23 protein-coding genes and 1 riboswitch are annotated in these 21911 nt (G+C 50.1%); of the genes, 21 read left to right on the top strand and 2 right to left on the bottom strand.

The genetic code is table 11. From position 1 onward, the window contains the following. Positions 1 to 36: 36 nt before the first annotated feature. Positions 37 to 1329 (bottom strand): Na+/H+ antiporter NhaC family protein, encoded by a 1293-nt coding sequence (locus J4760_RS06990; protein WP_237605237.1) that lies wholly within the window; start codon positions 1327 to 1329, stop codon positions 37 to 39. A 79-nt stretch (positions 1330 to 1408) separates the two neighbouring features. Further along, positions 1409 to 1509: riboswitch (SAM riboswitch) on the bottom strand. Between the two features lie 169 nt (positions 1510 to 1678). On the opposite strand from J4760_RS06990, the gene J4760_RS06995 reads away from it, so the two are divergent. The 13 genes from J4760_RS06995 to J4760_RS07055 all read left to right on the top strand — a co-directional run bounded on the left by J4760_RS06995 (position 1679) and on the right by J4760_RS07055 (position 12444). Then, positions 1679 to 2185, top strand: a complete 507-nt coding sequence (locus J4760_RS06995) for a thioredoxin domain-containing protein (RefSeq protein WP_237605238.1) — start codon at positions 1679 to 1681, stop codon at positions 2183 to 2185. 115 nt (positions 2186 to 2300) lie between these two features. Then, positions 2301 to 4373 carry a LuxR C-terminal-related transcriptional regulator gene (locus J4760_RS07000; RefSeq protein WP_237605239.1) on the top strand — a complete coding sequence of 691 codons (2073 nt, stop codon included), beginning with the start codon at positions 2301 to 2303 and terminating at the stop codon, positions 4371 to 4373. Between the two features lie 210 nt (positions 4374 to 4583). Next, entirely contained in the window at positions 4584 to 4826 is a 243-nt protein-coding gene (locus tag J4760_RS07005) for a hypothetical protein (protein WP_145289478.1), read from the top strand. 228 nt (positions 4827 to 5054) lie between these two features. Further along, complete coding sequence (locus tag J4760_RS07010; protein WP_237605240.1) at positions 5055 to 5393, top strand: DUF192 domain-containing protein; 339 nt, start codon at positions 5055 to 5057, stop codon at positions 5391 to 5393. 53 nt (positions 5394 to 5446) lie between these two features. Further along, complete coding sequence (locus J4760_RS07015; protein ID WP_237605241.1) at positions 5447 to 5638, top strand: Flp family type IVb pilin; 192 nt, start codon at positions 5447 to 5449, stop codon at positions 5636 to 5638. 87 nt (positions 5639 to 5725) lie between these two features. Next, on the top strand, positions 5726 to 6166 hold the full coding sequence (locus J4760_RS07020) for an A24 family peptidase (RefSeq protein ID WP_237605242.1): 441 nt from the start codon (positions 5726 to 5728) through the stop codon (positions 6164 to 6166). Beyond that, on the top strand, positions 6163 to 6537 hold the full coding sequence (locus J4760_RS07025; protein ID WP_145289467.1) for a TadE/TadG family type IV pilus assembly protein: 375 nt from the start codon (positions 6163 to 6165) through the stop codon (positions 6535 to 6537). Before J4760_RS07020 ends, J4760_RS07025 begins: the two co-directional genes overlap by 4 nt. A gap of 4 nt (positions 6538 to 6541) precedes the next feature. Beyond that, positions 6542 to 7441 (top strand): pilus assembly protein TadG-related protein, encoded by a 900-nt coding sequence (locus J4760_RS07030; RefSeq protein WP_237605243.1) that lies wholly within the window; start codon positions 6542 to 6544, stop codon positions 7439 to 7441. Positions 7442 to 7450: 9 nt separating this feature from the next. Further along, a complete protein-coding gene (gene cpaB, locus J4760_RS07035; RefSeq protein ID WP_237605244.1) occupies positions 7451 to 8416 on the top strand; it encodes a Flp pilus assembly protein CpaB in 966 nt (321 codons plus the stop codon). Positions 8417 to 8437: 21 nt separating this feature from the next. Continuing rightward, positions 8438 to 9184: a CpaE/TadZ family protein gene (locus tag J4760_RS07040; RefSeq protein ID WP_237605245.1), complete on the top strand. Its 747-nt coding sequence runs from the start codon at positions 8438 to 8440 to the stop codon at positions 9182 to 9184. After that, entirely contained in the window at positions 9181 to 10596 is a 1416-nt protein-coding gene (locus tag J4760_RS07045) for a TadA family conjugal transfer-associated ATPase (protein ID WP_237605246.1), read from the top strand. Before J4760_RS07040 ends, J4760_RS07045 begins: the two co-directional genes overlap by 4 nt. A gap of 4 nt (positions 10597 to 10600) precedes the next feature. Further along, complete coding sequence (locus tag J4760_RS07050) at positions 10601 to 11524, top strand: type II secretion system F family protein (protein ID WP_237605247.1); 924 nt, start codon at positions 10601 to 10603, stop codon at positions 11522 to 11524. Between the two features lie 2 nt (positions 11525 to 11526). Then, entirely contained in the window at positions 11527 to 12444 is a 918-nt protein-coding gene (locus J4760_RS07055) for a type II secretion system F family protein (RefSeq protein ID WP_237605248.1), read from the top strand. A gap of 4 nt (positions 12445 to 12448) precedes the next feature. Here J4760_RS07055 and J4760_RS07060 read toward each other — a convergent pair whose 3' ends face one another. After that, complete coding sequence (locus tag J4760_RS07060; protein ID WP_237605249.1) at positions 12449 to 13468, bottom strand: NAD(P)/FAD-dependent oxidoreductase; 1020 nt, start codon at positions 13466 to 13468, stop codon at positions 12449 to 12451. Between the two features lie 114 nt (positions 13469 to 13582). Between J4760_RS07060 and J4760_RS07065 the strand changes: the two genes are divergently transcribed. The 8 genes from J4760_RS07065 (at position 13583) to J4760_RS07100 (ending at position 21880) form a co-directional block, all read left to right on the top strand. After that, on the top strand, positions 13583 to 14560 hold the full coding sequence (locus tag J4760_RS07065) for an ABC transporter substrate-binding protein (RefSeq protein WP_237605250.1): 978 nt from the start codon (positions 13583 to 13585) through the stop codon (positions 14558 to 14560). Between the two features lie 19 nt (positions 14561 to 14579). Further along, the gene (locus J4760_RS07070) at positions 14580 to 15395 is read left to right on the top strand and encodes an ABC transporter ATP-binding protein (RefSeq protein WP_145289444.1); all 816 of its coding nucleotides are present in this window, start codon (positions 14580 to 14582) and stop codon (positions 15393 to 15395) included. Further along, a complete protein-coding gene (locus J4760_RS07075) occupies positions 15385 to 16356 on the top strand; it encodes a FecCD family ABC transporter permease (protein ID WP_145289441.1) in 972 nt (323 codons plus the stop codon). Before J4760_RS07070 ends, J4760_RS07075 begins: the two co-directional genes overlap by 11 nt. After that, positions 16349 to 17341, top strand: coding sequence for a FecCD family ABC transporter permease (locus J4760_RS07080; protein ID WP_237605251.1), 993 nt, complete (start codon positions 16349 to 16351; stop codon positions 17339 to 17341). The genes J4760_RS07075 and J4760_RS07080 overlap by 8 nt, the downstream gene beginning before the upstream one ends. 82 nt (positions 17342 to 17423) lie before the next feature. After that, positions 17424 to 18101 carry a response regulator transcription factor gene (locus tag J4760_RS07085; protein ID WP_237605252.1) on the top strand — a complete coding sequence of 226 codons (678 nt, stop codon included), beginning with the start codon at positions 17424 to 17426 and terminating at the stop codon, positions 18099 to 18101. Positions 18102 to 18106: 5 nt separating this feature from the next. Beyond that, positions 18107 to 19099, top strand: coding sequence for a sensor histidine kinase (locus J4760_RS07090; RefSeq protein ID WP_237605253.1), 993 nt, complete (start codon positions 18107 to 18109; stop codon positions 19097 to 19099). A 101-nt stretch (positions 19100 to 19200) separates the two neighbouring features. Continuing rightward, the gene (locus J4760_RS07095; RefSeq protein ID WP_237605254.1) at positions 19201 to 19962 is read left to right on the top strand and encodes an ABC transporter ATP-binding protein; all 762 of its coding nucleotides are present in this window, start codon (positions 19201 to 19203) and stop codon (positions 19960 to 19962) included. Then, a complete protein-coding gene (locus J4760_RS07100; protein WP_237605255.1) occupies positions 19952 to 21880 on the top strand; it encodes an FtsX-like permease family protein in 1929 nt (642 codons plus the stop codon). The genes J4760_RS07095 and J4760_RS07100 overlap by 11 nt, the downstream gene beginning before the upstream one ends. Positions 21881 to 21911: the final 31 nt, after the last annotated feature.

Consider the following 21911-nt stretch of genomic DNA (forward strand, 5'->3'; position numbering starts at 1 on the left):
TCCATATGACAGGTGGTCTGCCATCTTGCATGAAAATCACGCCGTCTTCTTCCTCGGAAAGCCGATCAGTATGGCGATAATACCGCAGATGAGCAGTGTAGCCGGGTAGATGGAGTACGGAATCATGGCAACGGGTGAAATTGTGGCGAGCCCAGCTGCGGCGAGCATCTGTCCACCGTAGGGGATGAGGCCCTGGAAGGCGGCAGCGAAAATATCGAGCAGACTGGCTGACTTTCTGCGGTCGACACCGTATTCGTCGGCGATATCCTTGGCAAGCGGGCCGGTGATGATGATGGATATCGTGTTGTTGGCTGTACTCAGATCCGTCGCGCTGACAAGCGCGGCGATGCCGAATTCGGCACCCTTTTTGGAACGGATTCTGCTGGTGATGAAATGCAGCAGATAGTCGATACCGCCATAGTGCTGGATCAGCGCAATGAGTCCGCCGATCAGAATGGCGATGATGGCAATATTCTGCATATTGTCGATGCCTTCTCCAGCGGCTGCGATGAATGAAGTGAACGTGTAGGAGCCATCAATCAGACCAATCAGTCCGGCGAATACGGTACCGCCGATCAGTACGATCAGCACGTTGACACCGAGCAGTGCGATGACCAGCACAGCCAGATAGGGCAGCACTTTGATGAGGCTATAATCAAGATCTGTTGCAGGTGTCGTCGTCTGGCCGGCTGTAATGAACCATAGGATGATGATGGTCGCTATGGCTCCAGGCAGTACGATGAAGAAATTCGTCTTGAACTTGTCGACCATCCGGACCTCCTGGGACTGTGTGGAGACGATGGTCGTATCGGAGATGACGGACAGATTGTCCCCGAACATGGCACCACCGATGACGGTCGCCAGTGCCAGTGCAAGCGGCAGATCCGTCTGTCCGGCGATACCGATGGCGATTGGTGCCAGAGCGACGACTGTACCTGTGGATGTTCCCATGGAGATGGAAATGAAACAGCAGATGATGAACAGGCCGACCAGCAGTAGATTGCTCGGCAGCAGTGACAGACCGAGATTGACTGTCGACTCCACGGCACCCATGTTTTCAGCGACTTGCGAGAATGCACCGGCAAGCAGGAAGATGAGTACCATCAGCATGATATTCTCACGGCCTGCTCCTCTGGTGAATATGGCAATCTTTTCACTCAGCCGATCGTTCGGCTTCAGCAGTACAGCGACAATGATGGCAATAAAGAGCGCAACGGTAATCGGCATTGCCTTGAAGTCCTGTACAGCGATGCCGGTTCCGATGAACAGTGCCACGAAGACGAGAAGGGGGAGTAGCGCGAGAGGATTCCCTCGGTTGTTATTTTTCATAATGTATACCTCCAGTGGATGATTGGTCCAGAGAAACAAAAAAGCCCACTCCATAAAGAAGAGGGCAGCGATCCATCTCTTCTTATCTTTCAAGCACTAGGCTTCTGGAATTGGCACGGGGCTCAAAGAGCTGCTGCCGAGGCTTCGAAGGGCCAGTCCCTCCACCTCTCTGGATAAGAATCATTCGATTTAATTTTAAACAAACTTTACCGCCTTTTTACTGCCATGTCAACGAGAAATAATTTTGACTCATCATTTTGAAATTGTGTAATTATTCAATCTTTTAAATTTCTGGAAATTCCTCTATACTTGAATGGCAAATCAGAACGATGGAAGGGAGCGTTACCATATGGAACATGCACCACCTCTTATTCTGGGTCGCAGTGACGCCGGAAAACAGGTAGAAGTATTTCTGAATACCGCCTGCCCCTATTGTGTCAATTTCTTTCTGGCAGCACACGAGGTACTGATGCCACGAGTCGAAGCGGGGGAAGTAGGATACGCCATCAAACACTATGACAAGCCTAAAGTGAGACTGCTGCACGGAGCAATCGCCAACCTGCATATCGACTACAATCAGCCGGAGCGTGCGTATGAACTTCTGCATTCCCTTTTTAGAACCCAGCGGGAATGGCGTCTATTGGACAGTGGTGAGATCGAAAAGATGATGCAGCAGGAGTATGGATGCAGCGAGCAGCGCAGCACAATGAATCTGAGCCTTGATATTACAAAAGAAGCATTGGAACGCTCCATTACAGCGGTTCCGACGGTCTTCATCAATGATGAGAAGTTCGCCTTCGAAAGTCTCGGACCTGCAGGGGACATCGCAGAAAGACTGGACCGGGCAATTGACTGAAATTGAATTTATTTACATGCACTCTACATATTTCTAGTATCTTCGGGTAAAATTTTAAAGAGACTTCCCGGTATACTGATACAACCGAAGAAATCTGCAGAGGAGATGTTGGATGATGGCTACAGCGATTGAGTTGATAGAGAAGTTTCAGCAGACTTTCGCATCACAGTATGGATTGACGTTCTTTCTCACTGATGAAAAAGGGGAAATGGTCACCTCGGTCGAGGGAAACAACAGACTGTGCATGGTCATGCTGGAGCAAGAAGGACTTTTGGAGGAAATTGAAGGCATACTGAAAAACAACGAAAGAATCAGCAGATCCCTGATCTACGAAGTGGGCTCGGGCATCCATGTCATGGTATCCCCGGTCACTGATGAACAGGGCGCAACATACTATCTATGGGCAGGTGTGCTTGTGGAGCAGGATGCTGAAGTGCAGGGATATTTGAAAACAGCGGAGACGATCCCTGTACTGCATGAAGCAGACCGTAAGGAGTGGATAGACCTCATCGACCGCATGGCAGAGCTTGCCTCCCTTTGCATGAGAAATGAAGCCCACACGCCGCTCGCCGGATTCTGCATGGAGAAATTCAGGAAGTATATGCAGGAGCATAAGGACGCCAGTGCGGAAATGTTCTCCCAGGTGACCGGGAAAGATGGAGAAATCGACTTCATGGGGATAGCGGAACAGACAGGCGAAGATACATATACGGTCACAAAGATCATGGGCGAGGAAGCGGAAGTGCTGAAGGGCAGGAAGTTTCTTGTCGGAGAAGGGTTTCTCGGCAGGGCAGCCCTGATGGAGGAGCGTTCGTACTGGGAAGATATCGGACACGACAGACGTGCAAAGTTCTTCTCTCCGATGCACACGCGTCCGAAGTTCCTGTTCATAGATGTAATAAAAATGGCGGATGGCTCCATATCGGTCATCTTCGGGGGCAGTCTGTCAAAAAAGAAAGCCGGTCCTTCCACCAGAACCATCATGCAGATGGCTTCCATACTGGTCGAATCCAGTATGATGGTTGAAGGACTGCGTCATGAAAATACACAGCAGCTCTCGCGTCTCACTTCACTGGTCGAGCTGAGCGGCCTGATGGCATCGACGCCGGATCCGAGGCGGATGGTTCTCATTCTCCTTGATATCAGCATCAATCTGGTTGAAGGGCCATTCTCACTCATACTCATAAAGGATGAGAAAGATGGGAAGGGCAAGCTCTTCACGAGAGGCACCTACAGTGGAGATGTCAACCAGTACGTCAGGTCGGTGATGGACCGGACAGGCCGGCTCACCCGCTTTCCTGAGAGCACAAGCAGTGAGCCCCATATCCAGGTCCTTCCGGATGGAGAGCGGGTCATCGAATGTCCGTTATCCTATGGCAGTGATCTGATGGGCATACTGTCAGTCGGCATCAATGATACAAAGGAAATCGACATGGTTGAGCATATCGCCTTCCTGCAGACACTATCCATCATCGGTGGGGTCTCGCTCCAGCTTGCGGGACATAAGGATATATGTGTCGCTGCAGAGAAAACGGAAGCCCTTCATCTTGCCGTGGCGGAAATGGACCCTGCAGCGTACGAACAATCAAAAGAAAGTGCAGAACTCGCAGCAGTCATCACCACCAGACTGGAACTGCCTGAAAAGACCGCCCGTTACATCGTGCGCGCCTGCCAGCTGTCCTACTATTCACCTGCATTCATCAGAAAAATGTTTCCTGAGAGGGATATGGGGGCAATCATGGAGGCCGGAAGCGCAATTGCAGCACATGAGTCAGTATCCGAGACGCATCCGCACAGTACGGCAGGCTATATATATGCCCTATGCACCGCAGAGGATATGGAGACGGCCGAGAATCTCCGTTGCATTGACAGCCAGGTGCGCGAAACCTTCCTCTCACTGACAAAAAACACCCAGATCAGTGAAGTGGTCTTCGACCTTCCAGGTGATCGAGAAACAGATGACAGGGCAGCCATCGCTGATGCTGTAAGTAGTTTGGATGACCTGTCGCCGAGAGAGCGGGAAGTACTGACACTGCTGTCAAAAGGAAAGAATAATCAGGAAATCGCAGAAACCCTCTATATCAGCAGTCATACCGTCAAAAACCACGTGACTAAGATCTTCCACAAGCTGAATGTATCAGACAGGGTGAGTGCCATTTCAAAAGTTTACAGCCACCTCCATAAATAGCGCCGGGAAGGGTATAGGAGATGAGGCCATCAAGTTCTAGTCCTCGTTTCCTATGTCCGTGACCGGCGTTTTGCAATTAAGGAATGGAAGCGGATTTATTTATTTTCCTAATAGCGCTATGATGGAGAGGCAGTAGAAGTTGCTTATGCTTAAAAGAAGACGGCAATCGACAGGATCTGTATTGCCGAATCAGGTGAGGAGGGGGAAGGGATGAACAATAGGACATGTCTGCCGCTGCAGATGGAGTGCATCATGCTATTTCAATCCGACCCGATGTCGTCCCATTCACTCGAAGAGCTCTCGAATAAGCTGGATCAACCAGCCGAGGATCTCGAATCCATTATGGAGATGCTGGAAAAACAAGGGATTATTGAACAGCTTCATGCGTCGGGGCAGAAAAGATATAGATATCACGAGCCCGAAGCCACTTCAGAATTTGAAATGAACCCATAATGGAATGAATCAGCGAAACTGACGGAGGATGAGAAATCATTCTCCGTTTTTTTGTATTCTATAGGAGCAGAGTAGGACACTGCTCCTATACATATAAGACCACGTTCCCATTGGAAGATATTGCGCACAATGGGAACGATGGGGGATGGTTGAAGTTTCGGTTCCAGTGCATAATTCATATTGTAATCAACAGCAAAGCCAAAGGCGCACAGGGAGGAACACACCGGAATGAAACTGGTCAACAGCACAACGGATACAGTCTTGGTAAATGATCTCAGACAGGCATACAGCTTCTGGTCCAGATTCAAAGGACTGATGTTCAAGTGCTCGATGCCGAGTGACAGCGCACTGCATCTCTATCCGTGCAGATCCATCCACACTTTCTTCATGAAGTTCAGCATCGATGTCATCTACCTCGATGAAGAAAACAAAGTGGTCGGTATCGAAACAAACCTCATTCCAGGAAAGATCGGCTGGAGATACAAAGAAGCCCGTTCAGTCATAGAGCTGCCGGCAGGCAAACTCTACGGCGTCTCCACTGGCGATACTCTGGCATTTGCTGAATGAACCCATGCACTATAGCTTGACGCTACTCATTATATAAATGGAGGGAAATACACATGATGGAATTTTTTAAAGGTCTGGTAATGGAAGAAGAAGGACAGGGCATGACGGAATACGGTCTGATTCTTGGTCTTCTTGTTGTCGCAGTTGTTGCAGCTTTCGGATTCCTTACAGGTCAATTTGAAGGTATTATGACTAGTCTCGGTAATGCGATATCAAATGCAGTTAATCCGCCAGCAGGATCATAAACTAGAACAACTTGATGCACCTGCAGACCCATATTTATCAATGGGTCTGTTTTTTTATAGATAGATTAAACGGAAGGAAGAGGATGTATGCTGATCAACGTCATTTTGATAATGATACTCGCCGTCTGTGTTGCAACGGATGTCCGCAAACGAAAAATATATAACAAGGTGATTTTCCCGTCACTCATTGCTGCATTTGTTCTGAATACAGCAATGGGGGGATTCAGTGGATTTGGAGAGTCGATTATTGGGTTTTTAGTCGGTCTTGTTTTGCTGCTCATTCCGTACATTCTTGGAGGAATGGGTGCCGGTGATGTGAAGCTTATGGCATTGATCGGTGCACTGAAGGGCTATGCGTTTGTCCTCGAATCCTTTGTCTATATGGCATTGATTGGTGGTCTGCTCGCAATAATGGTTATCATTATGCGCGGTGGATTTAAGAAATCTCTTGGCATTGGTATGCCTTACGGAGTAGCAATTGCAGGTGGTGCTGTCGTGGCGCTGCTGATGGATGTGACATTATTATGATCAAAAAAGAAGATGGTCAGTCTCTTGTAGAGTTCGCAATCCTCGTTCCTCTGGTTTTTGCGTTACTGATAGGTATTGTTGATTTCGGACGTGTCATCCATTCGCAGCTTCAGCTTGAACTCGTCACCCAGGATGCAGCACGCATGGCGGGTCTTGGGGAGTCTGATGAGATGGTGAAGTCATATGCACTTGATAATTTCGTCTCAGGTGATTCATCAAAGCTGGATGTCACCGTTTCCCCCAGCGGTGAAAAGGACTCGGGCACTTACGTTACGGTGGAAATGACCTACCCTGAGAGCATATTCAACATGTTTGGCGACTACTCCATTCCATTTACAGTAAACACGAGCTCGACGACGAGAGTGGAGTGATATGATGCGCAAACTGTTTCGTGACGAAAATGGAAACATGTATCTGCTCATGGCTTTGACCATGTTTCTGTCAATCGGAATCCTTGGACTGGTTATTGATGGCGGACAACTCTACATGACCAAAAGCCATCTGCAGAAGACTGCCAATGCGGCTGCTGTATCGGGCGCACAGGAACTGCCGAATTCAAAGGAAAGTGTGGATCAGGTGGTTGGTGAGATTCTCGGTCACCATAATGAATCGGGCAGCCTTCTTTTTTCCAATGTGGAGTCGGAGAAACTGCTTCATGTTGGTGTTGGCAGAGAAGTGCCTTTATTCTTCTCATCATTATTCGGCATCGATAGCGTCACGCTCAGTGCCGACGCGAAAGCTTCATTGCTTTCAATGACTTCAGGGATTGGTACGGTACCACTTGGTATGGACGAATCAATGGATCTTGTATATGGACAGACCTATACATTGAAAGTTGATGCCGGAGATTCGGAAAATGGAAATTTTGGCATACTGGCATTGGATGGCCCTGGCGCAAGATCCTATAGAGAATCTCTGAAATATGGATTCGACCAACCATTGGAAGTCGGTGATATTGTGAATACACAGACCGGGAACATTGCTGGAGCGACACGGGAAGGGGTCAACTACCGCATTGATGACTGCCCTGATGGAAATCCCGAGGAGAGGGACTGTGCAAGAATCATGCTGATTCCTGTATACAAGCCGCATATTGTTGGCAGTAAACTTGAGAGTGTAGAAATTACCGGATTTGCATATTTCTATCTGTCTGACCCGATGAACAGTAAAGATGACTCGATTAAAGGGGTCTTCATCAAAAGAGCTGGATCAGGAGAATCCACTGGCGAGGCTTCTCTCGACCGCGGTGCATATACGATTAAACTAACACGGTAGGTGGAATGGATGAAACCGAAAAAAATACTGTTGCTGGCAATCTTCTCAGGGTTGCTGACAACGGGTGTGTTCTATATATTCATGCAGCAGAATACCGAAGCGGAAGTGGAACAGCCGGTGATGGTGCAGGTGGTTTCTGCAGCAGCGGATGTCGGGGAGAATGTGCAGCTCACTGATGAGAATCTGCAGATGGTTGAAATGCGCGAGTCGGAAGTGCATCCGGCGGCAATCAAGGATAAGACTGAAGCAGTTGGAGAGTTTACTGCCAATCCGCTTGTTGCGGGGGAGGTGCTACTTGGCCACCATATCGAGCAGAAAGGGGATGCGGATATCATCTCGAAGAAAGTAACGGATGGGCACCGGGCGGTATCGATCAGTGTCGACTACGTCAAATCCGTCTCCAACATGGTTGAACCTGAGGATAGGGTGGATGTGATCTTGACACCTGTCGCTGAAGGAGAGGAAGTGGCAGCGCCGGCAGAAATACTATTTGAAGATGTCAAAGTGCTGGCGGTGGGCCAGCGAATGGAAGAGAAGACTGAAGGGGAAGCGGGGAGCGAGTATGTGGCTGTAACGCTCGAGATGACGCAAGGTGCTGCAGTGGAAGTTATAGACGCCAGCAACCGTGGTACCCTGCAGCTTGTTGTAAGCAGCAGGTTGAAAGCGGCTGATGGAGCGGCTGAGTCAGTGCCTGAGGGGGAAGCGCAAGCGTCTGAACTGCCAGTCGAGGAGACGGCTGATGCAACTGAGGAAAGTGCATCGTCCGACATCATCGTCCTGCCTGAACGTGCCCATGTCAGAAATGGTCCTTCTCTGGATGCAGATGTGCTGACGGTGGTTGATGCCGGGGATGAACTGGTGACGAAAAACGAGGAAGCGGCGGATGCGGATGGCCGGATCTGGATGCATGTCGAGACGAAATCGGGAACACAGGGCTGGATCAGCAGCCGCATCATCAAGATGGAAAATGAATGATAATGGAAAGGTGTGGTGGCGATGGCTGCTGAAATCATACTTGTAACAAGTGCCGTAGGGGGTGCAGGAAAAACTGTTGTTGCAACGAACCTCGGCATGGCACTCCAGGCGGAGGGGAGGCGAACGATTCTGGTGGATGGTGACCTGCAGTTTGGGGACATGGCACTTGCACTGGATCTCGATCCTGGCATCAGTATCAAGGAGGCGGTGGAACGCAATGATTTTTTGAATATCCATGCATTCTGCACAAGACATCCTTCCGGTATCCGGCTGCTTCCTGCACCGCCACGTCCGGAGTTTGCGGACCTGGTGGATGCGGAAGATCTGGCAGCAGCCATAGAGAATCTGAAATCCCAGGCAGAGGTCATCATTGTCGAAACCCATCATGGCCTGACCGAACAGAATATGGTACTGATGGATCTGGCAGATCGTATTCTTGTGGTGACGACACCGGGCATGGCTGCCTTGAAGAATACGCGTCTCATGGTGGAGACGCTCGGGGCACTCGGCCATGAAGAAAAGACGAAGCTGATCGTCAATAAGCACTCTGTCCCGACACTGATGGAAACGAAAAAGGTGCACGACCTATTGAAAATCGACCGGGAGAACGTATTCTTCCTGCCCTATGCGTTGAAGGACATCTCCTATTCGCTCGATCGGGGTGTACCTGTCATATCCGGCAGTCCGAAACATAAGTTTTCAAAGAAATTGAAAAAAGTGGCGGCACAGATTTTTACCCACGGCAGCAGGCAGGTGGTTGAAGCATGAGTCTACTGGCGAGGTTGCAGACAAAAGTTGAAAAAAGCGAAACGGCTGCGGCACCTAAGGAAGCAGTGGCAGTGCCTGTAGTGGCGGAGAGCGAAGCGGCACGGTCTTCATCAAAAATGGAGACGGTGGAGAAACCGGCGCCGAAACCGGTTGAAGCACCGGACAGCGAATATATGGAACTGAAGAACCTGACGTTGAAATATATTCTTAAAGAACGCAAGAACGAAGATATTGAAAGCATCGTTGTGGATATGGATGGCATCATCCAGGATATTCTCCAGGAAAATGACCACATCCAGGATATCGGCAACATAGAGAAGCTTAAAGTCGAACTGAAGAATGATCTGACAGGATATGGGCCGATCAACCCACTGCTTCTTGATGATGAAGTCTCCGAGGTGATGGTCAACGGACCAAAGATGGTCTATGCGGAGCGGAATGGGAAGCTCTCCCTGACGGACGTCACTTTCAGGGATGACGACCATGTCATGGCAGTACTCGAAAAGATCCTGTCACCACTTGGCAGAAGGGTGGACGAAAGCAGCCCGATGGTCGATGCGCGTCTGAAGGATGGCTCCCGTGTGAATGCCATCATCCCGCCACTCGCCCTCGCAGGACCGACGATCACGATCCGGAAATTCTCAAAAGACCCGTTCACCATCCATGACCTGATCCGGTTCGGTACACTGACAGAAGAGATGGCTGCATTCATCAAGGCCTGTGTCGAAGCGAAGCTGAACATTTTCGTCAGCGGCGGTACAGGTTCCGGCAAGACAACGACATTGAACGTGCTGTCCTCCTTCATTTCCAACAAGGATCGCATCGTAACCATTGAAGATGCAGCGGAACTGCAACTGGGACAGGAGCACGTGGTGTCACTCGAAACAAGACCGGCGAACATTGAAGGCAAAGGCGCCGTGACCATCCGGGACCTCGTGAAGAATTCCTTGCGTATGCGCCCGGACCGCATCGTCATCGGTGAGGTGCGAAGCGGTGAGGCACTCGATATGCTCCAGGCGATGAACACCGGCCACGACGGTTCCCTTGCGACCGGCCACTCGAACAGTCCGCGTGACATGGTCTCGCGACTTGAAACGATGGTTCTGATGGCGGGCATGGACCTGCCGATCAAAGCCATTCGCGAACAGGTGGCAGGCGCATTGCATGTCATCATCCAGCAGACCCGTCTCAGCGACGGTACAAGAAGAATCACCAACATAACGGAAGTGCAGGGCATGGAAGGGGACATCATCGTCCTCCAGGACATCTTCGTCTTCAAGCAGAACGGCGTGGACGAAAATGGCAAGATCATCGGCAAGCTTGTCCCGACAGGCATAAGGCCGCAGTTCTACGAAATCATGGAGCGGGAAGGTATCGATCTGCCGGCCTCCCTGTTCATGGAGAAGGAGTGATCATATGGAAGTTGCCCTGATTGCTGGCAGTTTCATTACCATATTCCTGCTGCTTCTGTTTATTTTTTCGTTGAGAAATGAAGAAAAGGAACAGTCGAAACCTCCATTTTCCGTGAAGGACAGTCTGAAGCGGGCCAACAGCAACTTGAAGCATCTGCTTGTCAGACGGGGGAAGAAGAGCCGGAAGCGCGAAACGATTGAAAGCGAACTGACTGCTGCAGGCGTCATGATGAAAGTGGAGGAATTCATTGCTTTCAAAGTCATGGCCTTCATTATCGTCGGCGGCCTGCTGTACATTGTAACGAACAACTTCTTCCTGTCATTCATCGGCGGTGTCTTCGGGTATTTCCTGCCTTCCATGATCGTCTCAAGGAAAAAGAGCAGGCGGGTCAAGCAGTTCAATGAATCACTCCCAGGCATGATCACTTCCATCAGCGGGTCCCTTCGGGCCGGTTTCAGTCTGCTGCAGTCGCTCCAGATGGTGGAGGAGGAATCCTACTCGCCTCTGAAGGAGGAAGTGCAGTATGTACTGAAGGCGCTGCAGTATGGCACGCGTCTCGAGGATGCACTGCTCGATTGGAAGCGCCGCATGCCGAGTCCTGAACTCGACATGCTCGTGGAATCGATACTCATCCAGAGGGAAGTCGGCGGCAACCTCGTGTATCTTCTGGATAAGATTCTTGAAACGATACGCGAGCGGACAAGGCTTGCCAACCAGATCCGCACGCTGACCGCGCAGGGCAAGCTCTCCGGTCTGATCATCGGCCTGCTGCCGGTTGCTGTCGGTACGCTGATCTATGTCATCAACCCCGACTATATGAGCCTGCTCTTTACTGAACCACTGGGTCGCATGCTGCTTGCCGGAGCAGCTGTTTCCGAAATCATCGGTTTCATATTCATCCGTAAAATGACAATAATCGAGGTGTAGATATGCTGTTCCTTACATTCAGCTTTTTTATTTCCATGACACTGCTGATCTATGCGGTACTCGCCATTCCTGCCCATAGGAACCGCATGGTAATGGCACGGATCGGCCTCTATTTTCCGGATGGAAGCGCGGCCGGCGAAACAGAGGCGGATGAGATGGGCTCGTTTAGAGACCGCATGATCAAACCACTCTGGAAGAGTCTGAAAAAGAAATCCCAACGCCGGCTGGATAAGGAGAAGGTGGACCAGATGGAAGTGCGCCTCCAGCAGGCGGGCATGCAGCTCAGTCCCATCGAATTCAAGATGATCCAGTGGATGGTGACAGGATTTCTGATGGTATTTGCCACACTGTCCATGTACTTTGCGAATCTCTCACTTATCCATGGTCTGCTGCTGTTTGTCACAGCCATCGGGACCGGCATCACACTGCCGAAGCTGTATATGAACACACGGGCGAAAAAGCGTCAGGGCCAGGCACTGAGGGAAATGCCGGACTTTCTCGACCTTCTGACCATCAGCCTGGAGGCAGGGCTCGGATTCGATGCTGCGCTCAGCAAGGTGGTATCGAAGAAACCGGGTGAACTGTCAGGCGAGTTCAGAAGCGTACTGGAAGAGGTGCGGCTTGGCAGAACGAGAAAAGAGGCGCTGACCGCAATGGCCGAGCGCCTCCCGATTGAAGAGCTTAAAAGTCTGGTGTTCAGCATTGTGCAGGCTGAAAAGCTTGGTATCGGCATGGTGACCGTCCTCCGTGTCCAGACGGATGAAATCCGTGAACTGAGAAAGCAGCGGGCGGAGGAGAAGGCGATGAAAGCACCGATCAAAATACTGTTTCCGATGGTATTTTTCATTTTCCCGACACTCTTCATCATCCTCTTGAGTCCTGCCATCATGCAGTTCATGGCAACGATGCAGGAAATGTAGAAAGCTAGTGCATCTTCTTCATGAGCTGCCTGTTCTTCTCCTTGAAGATGTCATTGTGTGAGGAGACCATGCCTTCTGCCGGTGCGTCCGACTGCAGGAAAGTCTTGGCATGGTTGGCAGCCTGCGCCGCTTCCGGGAAGCAGCCCGCGATCAGGTGGATCTTCCCTTCATGCGTCGTCTGGTCGCCGCAGGCGAAGATGCCGGGTACCGGTGTCTTTGCAGTCTCCGTTGTTTCGATCATATAGTACTCGTTGTAGTCGAAATTGCCTTCCAGTGTATCGAGGAACGCGCAGTTGGATTCATATCCATGGCTGATCAGTACGTCATCGACTTTGACCTGGCGGCCGTCACTCAGCTGGACTGCGGCGATTTCATCGCCATTTTCATTCGGCAGCAGTGTATCGATCTGGCACTGGCCGCACATATATATATTTTCTTTCCTGTGAAGGGCTGCGATCATTGCTTCGTGGCCCTTCATTTCTTCACTTCTATAGACCATTGTGACAGAGGCGGCAATATCACTGAGCGCATCCGCCCAGTCGATGGCTGTATTGCCGGCCCCTGATATGAGGACATGCTGGTCCTTGAAGCGGCTGATGCGCTTGACCGTATAGTGGAGGTTCGTCAGCTCGAATGCATCGGCCCCTTCTATCGTCAGCCGGGTCGGAGTGAAGATGCCACGTCCCGAAGCGATGATGATGGTCCGGCTGTAGAAGGATCCCTGGTCGGTCACAGTCTCAAAATAATCCTCATGCTGGATGATCGATTCGCACGTCGTCGAGACATGAATATCCGGATCAAACGTCTTTGCCTGACGGATCATCTGCTGTTTGATGTCTTCAGCTGGAGCGGGGGTGACCCCGCCGATGTCCCAGATGATCTTCTCAGGATATATGTTCAGTTTGCCGCCGAGCTCCGAGTGATGGTCGATCAGCTGGACACTCATACCCCGCAGGCCGGCATAGAAGCTGGAATAGAGTCCGGCGGGGCCGCCACCGATGATGAGTGTATCTGAAATATTCATACTTATTCCTCTTTTCTGTTGAAATCTCTTTCATTCTCCTATATTATATAGGCAATGAGAATGATTATCAATCTAAAGCATTCCAATACATTACGGTGAGAGTAGGGTAGCAATATGAAGAAATTTATCAGTATCATTGCTTTGATGATGGTGCTTGTCCTTGCGGCATGCAGCAACTCCGGTGGATCCACGGAGGAATCCGCTGAAGAATCGGAAGGTTCTGCTTCCGAAACTTCGGAAGAGACGTCAGCAGAGTCATCGGAAGCATCTGGTGGCATGGTATCATATACGACAGATGGCGGTGAAGAGATCGAAATACCGGAAGACCCGCAGCGTGTGGTCGTCATGGCGACAAGCTATTTCGGCAATGTGATGCAGCTGGATGCGAATGTTGTCGGTGCGCACGCAAGAGTGACGGAGAGTGATGTACTGGAGCCGTACACTGAAGATATCGAACTTGTGGAAGAGGGAAATATTGAACAAGTGATGAATCTTGATCCGGATTTGATCATAGCCTTTAATTCCGACGAGAATTTAGATAAACTGAAAGCAATCGCACCAACTGTACCTATCGACTACGCCAAGTGGAACTACCTCGATATCCATAGGGAACTCGGCAAGATTACGAATACCGAGGAAAAGGCCGAGGAATGGATTGCAGGCTGGGAAGCGGAACTTGAAGAAGACAAGGCGGCCGTCGAGGAAGCCATCGGTCCAGATGCGACAGCCAGTGTCATCGAACAGTACGCGAAGGACATTTACGTATACGGTACAAACTGGGGACGCGGTACGGAGATCCTCTATCAGGGACTTGGTGTCGATGTGCCCGAGGCCATACAGAATGATGTCGTAGAAACAGGATGGAAAGCGATATCCGCAGAAGAAATAGAGAAGTATTCCGGCGACTACATGTTTGTCGGCACTGGAGATTCCGGTGCAGATAATGCCTACAGGGATACAGCCGTCTGGGAAAACCTTGAAGCAGTACAGAACGACAGGGTCGTCGAATTCGACTCTCCTACTTTCTACTATAATGATCCATACTCACTGGAATATCAGAAGGATATCATTATGGAAGCATTGACTAAATAATATTGGGCAGGTGTCATGCATGACGAGTGTAATGCTAAAAGATGTCAAAGTCGAACTGAATGAACGCACAATCCTGAAGCATACGAATATGGAACTGATGGAAGGCAAAGTGACGACGATCATCGGGCCGAACGGCTGTGGGAAGTCGACGATGCTGAAGACGATTTCGAGAATCATTTCCGCCAAGGAGGGCGGGGTCTATATCAACGATATGGATATCCGTCAGATGAAGTCGAAGGACATTGCCAAGAAGATCAGCATCCTTTCACAGAAGAACCGTCTGCAGTATGATGTCAGAGTGCGGGATCTTGTCGGCTTCAGCCGCTATCCGCATCTGAAAAGGTTCCAGAGCCTGAAGCCCGATGACTACAAGATCATCGACTGGGCGCTGAAGGAGACAGGCGCGAATGAATTCAGCGAACGCATGATGAGTGAACTTTCAGGTGGACAGGCGCAGCGCGTCTGGATCAGCCTGCTGCTCGCACAGGGAGCGGACGTTCTGCTGCTGGATGAACCGACCACATATCTCGACATCCATCATCAGCTCGAAACACTGAACATCGTCAGACGTCTGAACGAACAGACGAAGCAGACAGTCGTCATGGTACTTCATGACATCAACCACGCCATCAAATATTCCGACCATCTTGTCATCATGAACGAGGGTGAAATCATTGAAAGTGGTCATCCGAGTGATGTACTGACCAATGATATCCTCAACAATGTATTCAACATAAACGGTAAGATCACGATCGACCCGCTGACAGGCAAACCGATTCTTGCAGATTACGATCTGTTCTGCCAGACAGTCAAAGAGGTCCAGTATGGATCGTAAATGGTATCCTTTGCCCATCGTTGTGATGGGCATTCTTTTGTCTTTTGTGCTGGCAATGATGTTCGGAACAAATACATATTCGCTGAACCAGGTGTTCGATGTCATCTTCAACCTGGACATGACGGACCAGAGCCACCAGATACTCTACGAAATACGGCTGCCGAGAGTGCTTGGTGCCCTGCTTGCCGGGTTCATGATCAGCATTTCGGGACTGGTCCTCCAGTCCGTGACACACAATGAGCTGAGTGAGCCGAGCATTCTCGGGGTCAATGCCGGTGCCAACCTTGCGATCATCCTGGCGGCACTTCTACTGCCGGCACTGCCGTTTATCGGTGTGATGGCAAGCGGCTTCATCGGTGGCATGATCGTCGGACTGTTCATTCTGTCCATGACCCGCTACCGCTCGCCGATGCATCTCATTCTGGCAGGTGCGGGCATCAGTCTGCTGCTCTATGCGGTGACCGACTTCCTGGTCATCACATTCAATCTTGGGCAGTATGTCGCCTTCTTCACAGCAGGGGGTGCAGCCGGGCAGTCGATGTCGAATATTGCGCTCGTCTTTCCGATTGCGGTCGTACTGGTCATCATTCTGCTCTTTCTGTCAAAAGAGCTTGACGTGCTTCTGTTCGGAGATGAGATGGCTGTATCGCTCGGTCAGAACCAGGCACTGTACCGCAGGGTGACGCTGACACTCGCCATCATGCTTGCCAGCATGGCCGTTGCCATGGTCGGCAATGTCGTGTTCCTCGGTCTTCTGGTGCCGCATATCATCAAGATGCTGTTCGGCAACCTGCACCGGTTCACCATCGTCTATACGGGGCTTGCGGGTGCCATCATCTTTGTGCTCTCCGACATGCTCGCAAGAATGTTCAATGAAACACCGGTCAACGCCATCATCGCCGTGATCGGCCTGCCTTTCTTCATCTATATCATCAAGAAGAGGGGGGCAAAATATGCGTAACCAGTTCAAATTCATCATCATCATTGCCCTTCTCGTTGCAATTCTAGTGACACATCTGTTCACGGGTACATTCAGCCTGACATGGACTGATCTGCTGAATATACTGACCAATCAGGCAAGTGCCGACGTCAGGCTTGTACTGTTCGAATTCAGAATGCCGCGGATTCTCGTCGTGCTGGTCTGTGGTGCAGCCCTGGCATTGAGTGGACTCATTCTGCAGGTCATCTCAAAGAATCCGCTGGCCGATCCGGGCATCATCGGCGTCAACGCCGGCAGTGGATTCGGCGTGGTTCTGTTCATCACCTTCATCAGCGGATCGATGAGCCAGCATCTTTATGCACTGCCACTGATGAGTTTTGTCGGTGGACTGCTGACTGTACTCATCATATTCTTCCTGTCATTCATCGGCGGTGCGTTCAAGAGCAACATCTTCATATTGATCGGCATTGCGACAGCGATGGGTGTCACAGGTTTCGTCTACGTATTTACATCCGTGTTCGACGAGACCCAGATGGAGATGCTGAACCGCTACTTTGCAGGCAACATATGGGGCGATAGGTGGCCGTTCGTCTATATCTCGGTTCCATATATCCTGATCATCTCGCTCTTCGTGTTCTTCAGAATCCGTGAGATGGGCATGCTGAACCTGGATGACGAGATGCTGACCGGCTTCGGCATGAACGTGAACAAGGAGAAGATCATCCTGATCGTCCTCTCTGCCATGCTGTCGAGTCTTGCAGTCAGCGTCTGTGGGGCCATCAGCTTCATCGGCCTGATTGCGCCGCACATTTCGAGGATGCTCTTTGGTCAGAACATGAAAATATTGTTCTTCTCCTCGCTTCTGATCGGCAGTGTACTGCTTACGGCAGCAGATCTCCTCGGCAAGCTTATCCTTGCCCCGGCCATCATTCCGACAGGAATTGTCGTCGCACTGATCGGCGGTCCATATTTCCTGTGGCTGCTGATGAGAGCCAGACAGATATAGATGAACCGATGCATTTTATCCAGTTTCCTTTATAATGGGAACTGGATATTTATTTATAGAAAATGAAAGCGGGGTCCTTGCAATGTCCAGAATCTTCATCATCGAAGATGATATGCCGCTCTTCCGGGAATTGAAATCACGGCTTCAGGAATGGGATCATACGATTTCCGGCGTAACCGATTTTTCGAATGTGCTGAATGATTTCATCCGCTTCGAGCCGGAGCTCGTCATCATCGATATCACACTGCCAAAGTATGACGGGTTCTACTGGTGCAGAAGGATCCGTGATATTTCGAGCCTGCCGATCATCTTCCTGTCATCACGGGACCACCCGTCCGACATGGTGATGAGCATGCAGATGGGCAGCGATGACTATATTCAGAAACCATTCAATTTCGACGTGCTGGTGGCGAAGGTCGATGCGCTGCTGAGACGCGCCTACCAGTATCAGAACCAGAGCATGGATGTCATCCGAGTCAGGGACGCTGTATTTGATTTCAAAAAGCTGACCGGTGCCAGAGGGGAGCATATCATCCATCTGACGAAAAATGAGTCCTTCATCCTGTCCATTCTGGCAGCGAACAAGGATCAGGTCGTCTCAAGGGAAGCACTGATCGAGCAGCTGTGGGATGATGCGAAGTTCATCAGTGACAATACACTGACCGTCAATATCAACCGCATCCGCAAGAAACTCGAGGAGATGGGCCTGAAGGACGCCATCATCACCAAGACGGGACTCGGATATATGCTGAAGGAGTGAATGCCATGTATTTTACGCAGCATCTGCCATGGTGGCTGCTCTTCATACTGATCAATGCTGTGACGCTCGGCATCGGACTGCTCGATGTGTCCATATCGAATCTGTCGATCCTCTACATCGTCGTCATCAATAGTATCATCATGGTGCTGTTCGCCATCTGGCAGTATGCAAGCGGCAGACACTATGAGAAAGAGCTGATGAAAATGAATGATATTGAAGATATAGAATCGCTTCCTGTCCCGACAACCCGTTATCAGCGCGCTCTTCAGGAGCGTCTCCTACGCGTCAGACAGTCCCATAATGATCGCATGGATCAGGAATCCATGAAGACGAAGGAAAACATGGACGAAATGACGCGGTGGATCCATGATATGAAAATGCCGATGACAACGCTGAAACTGCTCATGGATGATGTCGATGGACAGCGGCGTGTGAAGCTGCTCAATGAGTGGCAGCGGCTTGAAGGCATGCTGAATGAGATGCTCTATATGAAACGTCTGCCAAACATACAGAATGACCTATACATCGAAACGGCTGAACTGGGACCAATTATCGGACGAAGCATACAGAAGCTGAGGACACTCTGCATGGAGAAGGATATCGGCTTTGATATTACGCTGTCTGCACCTGAAGTAAAAACGGATGTCAAATGGCTGTCATTCATTCTCGACCAGATCATTACAAACAGCGTAAAGTATACTGAAGATGACGAGATAGAAATCTCAAGCAGCATGGTGGATGGCGCCGTGTCCCTGACAGTCGAGGACCATGGCAGAGGCATCCGGCCGGAAGACCTGCCGCGTATATTTGAATCAGGGTTCACTTCGACGAGCAACCATGGTGACGGCCAGTCTACAGGAATGGGTCTGTATCTTGCCAATCAGGCTGCAGAAGCCATGCATCTCGATATCGATGTCCAGTCCGAATATGGTAACGGAACAAAGACGACCCTCACTTTCGCACAGCAGAATGCCTACCATAAAGTGAAAACCATGTGACAGAAACGTCACATGGTTTTCTGTTTCTGTCACCGGAATCAAACGACCGTGATGAAGAGTACAGATAGAATAGGGGTATGATAAAAAACTTAGGAGGCGTCATGATGATACTTGAAGCGAAGGGAATCAAAAAATCGTATGGCAACCGTTTCAACCGCACTGAAGTGCTGAAAGGCATCGACCTGGATATAGAGAAGGGAGAGTTCGTCTCCATCATGGGGGCATCGGGTTCCGGCAAGACGACACTGCTCAATGTACTGAGCTCGATCGACCGGGTGAGCAGTGGACATATATTCATCGAGGGAGAAGATATTACTGCGATGAAAGACAAGAAACTCGCGAACTTCAGAAAAAATGATCTCGGGTTCATCTTCCAGCAGTACAACCTGCTCGATACGCTGACTGTAAAGGAGAACATACTGCTGCCGCTGTCCATCAGGAACATGAAGAAGGGTGAAGTGGAGCGCCAGTTCGAAACAGTCGCGAATGAACTCGGCATCCATGAACTGGGTTGCAAGTACCCGAATGAGATTTCCGGAGGCCAGCAGCAGCGGACCAGTGCAGCACGTGCATTCGTCCACCAGCCGAAAATCATTTTTGCGGATGAACCGACAGGTGCACTCGACTCCAAGTCTGCAAGCGGCCTTCTGAATAAATTGAAGCAGATGAACATCAACAGCCGTTCCACCATTGTGATGGTGACACATGATGCTACAGCTGCAAGCTACTCGAGTAGAGTTATTTTTCTGAAGGATGGTCTCGTCTATTCCACTCTCCGGAAAGGGGAGCGCCGACAGGAGGAGTTCTACAAGGAGATCATGAGTACTCAGAGCGTATTGGGTGGTGTCGGCGTTGAGTCTTAATCGGATCATCCTGAAAAATTTCTTCAGGAACATCAGAAACTACGGCCTGTATATTTTCGCGCTCATCTTCAGTGTTTCGCTGTATTTCTCGTTTGTACTCATGTCAAAAGATGAGAGCGCAGCAGAAGAGCTGTCATCGAGCACACTGATGTCGACCGGCTTCCTTGTCGGGTCGGTGCTGCTTGTCATCATCATCGTCACTTTCGTCATGTTCGCGAACTCCATATTCCTGAAGCGACGGAATACCGAGCTTGCCTTGTTCCAGCTCATCGGACTGAACAGAAACAAAGTGTTCAGAATACTGCTGCAGGAAAATGCCATCATCTACTTCGGCAGTCTGGTCATCGGAATCCTTCTCGGCTTTCTGCTATCCAGAATACTGCTGATGGTTCTTCTCAGAGTCATGCAGGTCGAGCTTTCTGTAGGTCTTACCTTTTCCATGGAAGCTGTGCTCCAGACTGCCGTACTGTTTGTGGTCATATTCGTGCTGCTGCTGGTACAGAACTTCATTTTCCTGAAACGCACAAAGCTCATCGACATGATCACGCTGAACCGGACAAACGAGTCCGACAGCAGACGGCTTGGTGTCGGCACGATACTGATGGGCATCCTCGGCATCAGCATGATTGCAGTGGGCTACTATCTCTCCACTGCTCTGGTGGATTATATAGAATGGGCCATTCCGCTGATGTTCATTGTGCTTGGACTGGTCATCATCGGCACATATATCACATTCAAGTTCTCCATCGCATTCATTCTGAATATGATCAGAAAATCGAAGAAGGGGCACGTCAATGTAACGGATGTACTGTCATTGACAAGCATCATGTTCAAAATGAAATCGAACGCCTTTCTACTGACGATGATCAGCATTGTCAGTGCACTGAGTGTCGGACTGATGTCCCTTTCCTACATCACCTACTATTCAACCGGCAGCATGGTGGAGAATTCAACGCCTCATGACTATATTTTCGAAGATGCAGAAGGGTTGTCATTCTATGACGACCTGCTTGCCCGGGAAGGGATCGAGCATGAAACGTTTGAATTGCCGGCAATGGAATATAATGTTGAAACAAAAGGGGCAATCAGCGCAGATCTTGAGCTCATGGATATGGATGATTCGATACTCATGATGATGGTCGTGAGCGATGCCCATTTCGAATCGATGGATCTGGGTCCGAACGAAACGGTCATCACCGGGACTTCGGGTGTGATGCAGACATTCATCGACTACAGCGTAAATGAGCCGCTAACGTTCACGTCCGGGGATTACAAGCATTCATTGGAACTCGCGGATGTACAGGGACAGTCGATTCTGCCAAGCATGGTAACATTCGGTTTTCCTACAGCAATTGTTGATGACTCGGTCTATCAGGAATTTTCCAGCAACCAGTCACCCGAAGTCGAGGGTGAGGGCGTCAGAACCATGTATGCGCTCGATATTACAGGAGAAGATAGTATGGAGATATTCAACATGATGGACCAGGAGGAAAACCCATATTTCGATTCCCAAATCGAAAATTATACGACACAGATGCAGATGTTCGGCATGACGATGTTCGTCATCGCATTTGTCGGCTTCTCCTTCCTACTGACATCAGGATGCATCCTGTACTTCAAGCAGGTGGGTGAGAGTGAGGATGAGCGTGGCAGCTACAATGTGCTCAGAAAGCTCGGGTTTTCGCAGCGGGAAATTACGAGAGGGCTTTCCATCAAGATGATCATCACGTTCGGCATTCCGCTGCTGATCGGTCTGCTGCATGCCTATTTTGCAGTGAACGCCGGATGGTTCATGTTCGGAACGGAGATGTGGACGCCGATGCTCATCGTCATGGCTGTCTATACTGCATTCTATTCACTCTTTGCAATCCTTTCACTTGTCTACTATAAGCGTGTGGTCCGGGAGAGTCTGGCATAGAAAAAAGAATAACATGGAGTGCGGACGTCCA

The organism is Salinicoccus sp. ID82-1 (genome assembly GCF_021991715.1).
Taxonomy (GTDB): Bacteria; Bacillota; Bacilli; order Staphylococcales; family Salinicoccaceae; genus Salinicoccus; species Salinicoccus cyprini.

What these genes read in the sequence shown, in the direction of transcription:
- J4760_RS06990 (WP_237605237.1), bottom strand. Translation starts at nt 1,329, where the DNA reads ATGAAAAATAACAACCGAGGGAATCCTCTCGCGCTACTCCCCCTTCTC.
- J4760_RS06995 (WP_237605238.1), top strand. Translation starts at nt 1,679, where the DNA reads ATGGAACATGCACCACCTCTTATTCTGGGTCGCAGTGACGCCGGAAAA.
- J4760_RS07000 (WP_237605239.1), top strand. Translation starts at nt 2,301, where the DNA reads ATGGCTACAGCGATTGAGTTGATAGAGAAGTTTCAGCAGACTTTCGCA.
- J4760_RS07005 (WP_145289478.1), top strand. Translation starts at nt 4,584, where the DNA reads ATGAACAATAGGACATGTCTGCCGCTGCAGATGGAGTGCATCATGCTA.
- J4760_RS07010 (WP_237605240.1), top strand. Translation starts at nt 5,055, where the DNA reads ATGAAACTGGTCAACAGCACAACGGATACAGTCTTGGTAAATGATCTC.
- J4760_RS07015 (WP_237605241.1), top strand. Translation starts at nt 5,447, where the DNA reads ATGATGGAATTTTTTAAAGGTCTGGTAATGGAAGAAGAAGGACAGGGC.
- J4760_RS07020 (WP_237605242.1), top strand. Translation starts at nt 5,726, where the DNA reads ATGCTGATCAACGTCATTTTGATAATGATACTCGCCGTCTGTGTTGCA.
- J4760_RS07025 (WP_145289467.1), top strand. Translation starts at nt 6,163, where the DNA reads ATGATCAAAAAAGAAGATGGTCAGTCTCTTGTAGAGTTCGCAATCCTC.
- J4760_RS07030 (WP_237605243.1), top strand. Translation starts at nt 6,542, where the DNA reads ATGCGCAAACTGTTTCGTGACGAAAATGGAAACATGTATCTGCTCATG.
- cpaB (WP_237605244.1), top strand. Translation starts at nt 7,451, where the DNA reads ATGAAACCGAAAAAAATACTGTTGCTGGCAATCTTCTCAGGGTTGCTG.
- J4760_RS07040 (WP_237605245.1), top strand. Translation starts at nt 8,438, where the DNA reads ATGGCTGCTGAAATCATACTTGTAACAAGTGCCGTAGGGGGTGCAGGA.
- J4760_RS07045 (WP_237605246.1), top strand. Translation starts at nt 9,181, where the DNA reads ATGAGTCTACTGGCGAGGTTGCAGACAAAAGTTGAAAAAAGCGAAACG.
- J4760_RS07050 (WP_237605247.1), top strand. Translation starts at nt 10,601, where the DNA reads ATGGAAGTTGCCCTGATTGCTGGCAGTTTCATTACCATATTCCTGCTG.
- J4760_RS07055 (WP_237605248.1), top strand. Translation starts at nt 11,527, where the DNA reads ATGCTGTTCCTTACATTCAGCTTTTTTATTTCCATGACACTGCTGATC.
- J4760_RS07060 (WP_237605249.1), bottom strand. Translation starts at nt 13,468, where the DNA reads ATGAATATTTCAGATACACTCATCATCGGTGGCGGCCCCGCCGGACTC.
- J4760_RS07065 (WP_237605250.1), top strand. Translation starts at nt 13,583, where the DNA reads ATGAAGAAATTTATCAGTATCATTGCTTTGATGATGGTGCTTGTCCTT.
- J4760_RS07070 (WP_145289444.1), top strand. Translation starts at nt 14,580, where the DNA reads ATGACGAGTGTAATGCTAAAAGATGTCAAAGTCGAACTGAATGAACGC.
- J4760_RS07075 (WP_145289441.1), top strand. Translation starts at nt 15,385, where the DNA reads ATGGATCGTAAATGGTATCCTTTGCCCATCGTTGTGATGGGCATTCTT.
- J4760_RS07080 (WP_237605251.1), top strand. Translation starts at nt 16,349, where the DNA reads ATGCGTAACCAGTTCAAATTCATCATCATCATTGCCCTTCTCGTTGCA.
- J4760_RS07085 (WP_237605252.1), top strand. Translation starts at nt 17,424, where the DNA reads ATGTCCAGAATCTTCATCATCGAAGATGATATGCCGCTCTTCCGGGAA.
- J4760_RS07090 (WP_237605253.1), top strand. Translation starts at nt 18,107, where the DNA reads ATGTATTTTACGCAGCATCTGCCATGGTGGCTGCTCTTCATACTGATC.
- J4760_RS07095 (WP_237605254.1), top strand. Translation starts at nt 19,201, where the DNA reads ATGATGATACTTGAAGCGAAGGGAATCAAAAAATCGTATGGCAACCGT.